The organism is Pseudomonas sp. P4_D7 (assembly GCF_056401755.1).
In genome coordinates, this window is record NZ_JBFUIR010000110.1 from 1 (window position 1) to 3,829 (window position 3,829).

Sequence of the window (3,829 nt, forward strand, 5' to 3'; positions counted from 1 at the left end):
TTGCATTGGTCGCGCCGGCTGCCAGCTCGTTCCCGACAGCTACGAGCGTTTCAAACTCTTCGCGGGTAAACGCGTCCTCGATGCCGGCACATCCTGCGAGCAACAATGTCCGAGCGGCCCCCTCCTCTGGCGTGAGCTGCCACTTCGCCCGCAGTTGGCGCGACACCTGCTTGCCCTTTTCATCTTCATCAAGAACAGCTTTGAACTCCAGCCGCCATGCCGTGAGCAGGTCGGCGACAACCTTTATGTTGTCAGCGCCGTTGCACGCTATCAAAGAAAGCTCTTTGCCTACTTCAGTGAGCAAGACAAACGCGGAGAAATAGAAGTAGCCGCTGTTTTCTTCGAGGAGTATGTTGCCCTTGCGCTTGATGAGCTGCTGGCTCGAGAAATCGACGCCCATCACGGCGAGCACCGGGGCCAGCGTCATCTGCGACGAAGCGGCGAGTTCAAGCCCTCTCCTGACAATGGTGTTGCTATCTTCGTTCTGTGCATCACGCTCCACGGCCAGGATGCGGTCAATGCGTTTGTGGTCGATGAGGTAGGGACTGTGTGTGCTGTAGACCACCGGCAACGCGCCGCCCAGATTCTCGATGAGCTTCAACACATCTTCCTGCGCCGTCGCATGCAGATAGGCCCCTGGTTCATCGAGCAGCAACACAATTTGTTGGTCATCCTTTTGGTCGGCCGTAAGATGGAGAAAGAACGCGACATACCACCGGGTCCCCTTACTACGCTGCGACGGGTGAAGTTTCTCCCCATCACCCTCCGATATCCAGAATCGAAGGTAAGCCTCGCCCGCCCTGTCAGGGTGCGAACGAGGGTGACGCGCAAACTCCACTTCAATCTTGATTTTGCCGCGCTGACCCAGCACCTGAGTCCAGTAGTCAGTTAGATGACGATTGACGTTTAGGACTGCCGTGGACAGTAGAGATGAACGTTCCCGGTCGTCTTCGATGAGCAGCTGTTCAAGCGTTAGCCCCGCGCTCGTTAGGAAGTTGTCCGCTCCCGTGTGCTCGCTTCCCTTGAGCCAATCCTTTTCGTCTTCATCGATTTCGACAGTGTTGGGAAGGTAGCTGTCCTCTTCTCGAAAAAGCGCAAAGAGAGGGACGCGCTTCCAGAAGGTCGTGATAAATGTGGCGGAAGCCGTGGACACGAATACCTTCGGGTCCACTTTTGTCTCACCCTCCTTCGGTTCCGGAATGCCGTTGGCGATGGCGTGTTCCAGCACCTCTTGCACATCCGATTCGAGGCTGAAGAAACGCGTCGTCTTTCCAGCCGTTTGCTTGAACGACGCCTGGAGCACCAAATCCTGCCTCCGAGGGAACAGCGCCTTCATGACGGTCTCAGCCGTGGCCCCAGGCAACTCCGCGCAGATGCTACCAAGCTCATCCTGCGAGAGATTCAACCTCAAGGCCATGCTGGGCCGACTGCTGCCGCGACGGAAATCATCCGAGCTAATGACCCCGATGTGTCCGAAGGCAACATGCAGCGCGTCAAGGATGGCGCTCTTGCCCGACTCGTTTTGCCCGACGAGGGCGGTAACGCCATCGGACGAGAACGGTAGCCAACCTGTGGCAACGATGGAACGAAACGCATCAACCTTGAACGCGACCAGTTTCATGATTTCCCTTGGGCGCTCCGTGCGCCCCAGCCGGTATGCTATGGCATCGGCGGAGTGGATTCACCACGACATCCGCTGGTCGGTAAGGCGACAGGTCTTTGTCGAGCTGCCGCGCCCACGGGTTACAAGTAAGTGCGTTCCCGGAATTCTATATGCGTTATCGGCAAAACTCGTGCTGAGTCCCTGGCGCGGATTGGAGAGTCCCGGCTGGCGGCCGTCGATAAATTTCCTCAGTGCTGTCTGCAGGCTAAGGCGCCTTTAGAGGACACGCTTTAGGACTCTCGCTGAAACAGGCGAGGCGTCACCTGCCGCCCCTGAGCCGCCAACAACTCAAATTGGTCGACGGAACCGGAGGTACGAGACCAATATGCCGAGCCGGCCTTCCTTTTTGCCAGCCCTGCGCGACGGCACCGGCAACCCTTTGCGCAAGGATGGACGAGCAAAAAACCTGTAGGGCATGTACACCAGCGTATGTAGGGGAAAACCTACACACCACCCCTTGGCGCAAAGTATTGCCAGTTCCATCAGGCTATTGCGGCTTCATCTTCGGAAAAGATGTGAAGGCGCGAGCGTTCGCAAGAGATTGCGAGGGCGATCCCGCCTGCTCTAGCGTGCGACGGCGGGTCAGGGGACGCGGGCCGGGGTGCRGGGGATGCATTCCGGCGGGCGGGCTTGGTGCGCGGGCGCAGCCCCGGCTGCGAAGGACTGTCCGTCAGCCACAAGGGCCATGCGCATGCGTTCCACAAAAGGATTGTGTTGGTATCTGGTCGTCGTGCTCTTGACTCTGGCTCCCGCGACATTTGCGCAAACAGCCACAACGAACCCCGAAGACGAGTACAAGAAGCTCGTCAAGGTCAACACCGAGATTCAACCACTCGGAGAGACCCCTTTCGGTGAATCGGTCAACCTGTTCGACGGTGGGCTGTCATTCCACGTTGTCGACATCTCCATCCCCGGCACAGGTCCTACCATCGAAATCGGGCGTACCTTCCACGCCGACGGTGACGCGGCCGTCCGGTGGTCCGACTCGGAGTTCGGCGACTGGGATCTCGATATTCCGAGGCTCACTACGCTCACCTCCAACCAGGGCACCATCATCCAGGGGCCGAATCAAATCGGTTGGTTGGTCAACTCCATCGCGCGCACCGACCGATGCACGAATTTCCGGGAGCCGCCCGACCAGCGCATAGGGCGGCCCGGTTCCGACCCGCTGCCAGCCGATGCGTGGTGGAACCAGGGTTACACGCTCCAGGTTCCGGGCGTGCCCGACCAGGACATGCTGGGCCGCGTCGCCACGTCCCCCGCTGCGCCGACGGTCGACAGCCTCAACTACGTGGCGGTCTCCAAGGACCGCTGGCATATGGGCTGCCTGGCCTCCACTGCGAACGGTCAGGAAGGAGAGGCCTTCGAAGCGGTTGGCCCAAATGGACAGAAAATTTGGCTCAACCAGCTGCTTTACCGCCCGGCGCGTGATTTCGGAATTGTGCGCAACCTCGGCGTCATGGCCGTAACTCGGATGGAGGACCGCTTCGGCAATTCGCTGACCTACCAGTGGTCCACCGACAACCACCTGACAGGCATCGTGGCCAGTGATGGCCGGACGGTGACGTTTGAGTACGCGAGCGACGGCAAGCACATCAGCAAGGTCAATGTTGTCACCGCCAACAACGGCACACGGAGCTGGACGTACGCCTACGCGCCTTTGGACGGGGGATCGGTCCTGTCGAACGTGACGTTGCCGGACGGGTCTGCCTGGACGTATGACCTCTCTGCTCTCACCCTGGACGTCAAATCATCCGCCCCGCCCGGTCACTGCAACGACGTTGACGCCCCGTTGGACTCGACGCAGGTGGCAACCATCACCGGTCCGTCGGGGCTTCAGGGACGCTTCGAAGCACACCCGGTGCGACACGCACGCTCCAACGTGCCCGAATCATGCAGCGCCCAGACGCCCGAAAGCCAGGGGTCACAGGGCCGGCCGCGCTACAGCAACAACCTGGCTTTGACATCAAAAACATTTACTGGCGCCGGAATCTCGCATACCTGGACGTACCAGTACCCGCTCGCGACAGCCAGCTGGCGGGCAACCTGTCAGGCGTCCGGGTGCGACACCACCAGTGTTTCCCTGATGGTCGACCCCTCACTCAACACGACCCGGTACACGTTTTCCAACCAGGCGGATGCGACGGAGGGTAAGCCCCTCAAGAC

General features: G+C 59.8%; 2 protein-coding genes. One reads left to right on the top strand and one right to left on the bottom strand.

Annotated elements, in window-relative coordinates; translation table 11 throughout:
• A partial coding sequence (locus AC1DVF_RS28595) for an ATP-dependent nuclease (protein ID WP_477783557.1) occupies positions 1-1,621 on the bottom strand: 1,621 nt, incomplete at its 3' end.
• Positions 1,622-2,354: 733 nt separating this feature from the next.
• Between AC1DVF_RS28595 and AC1DVF_RS28600 the strand changes: the two genes are divergently transcribed.
• The coding region (locus tag AC1DVF_RS28600; RefSeq protein ID WP_477783558.1) for a hypothetical protein at positions 2,355-3,829 on the top strand (1,475 nt) is incomplete at its 3' end.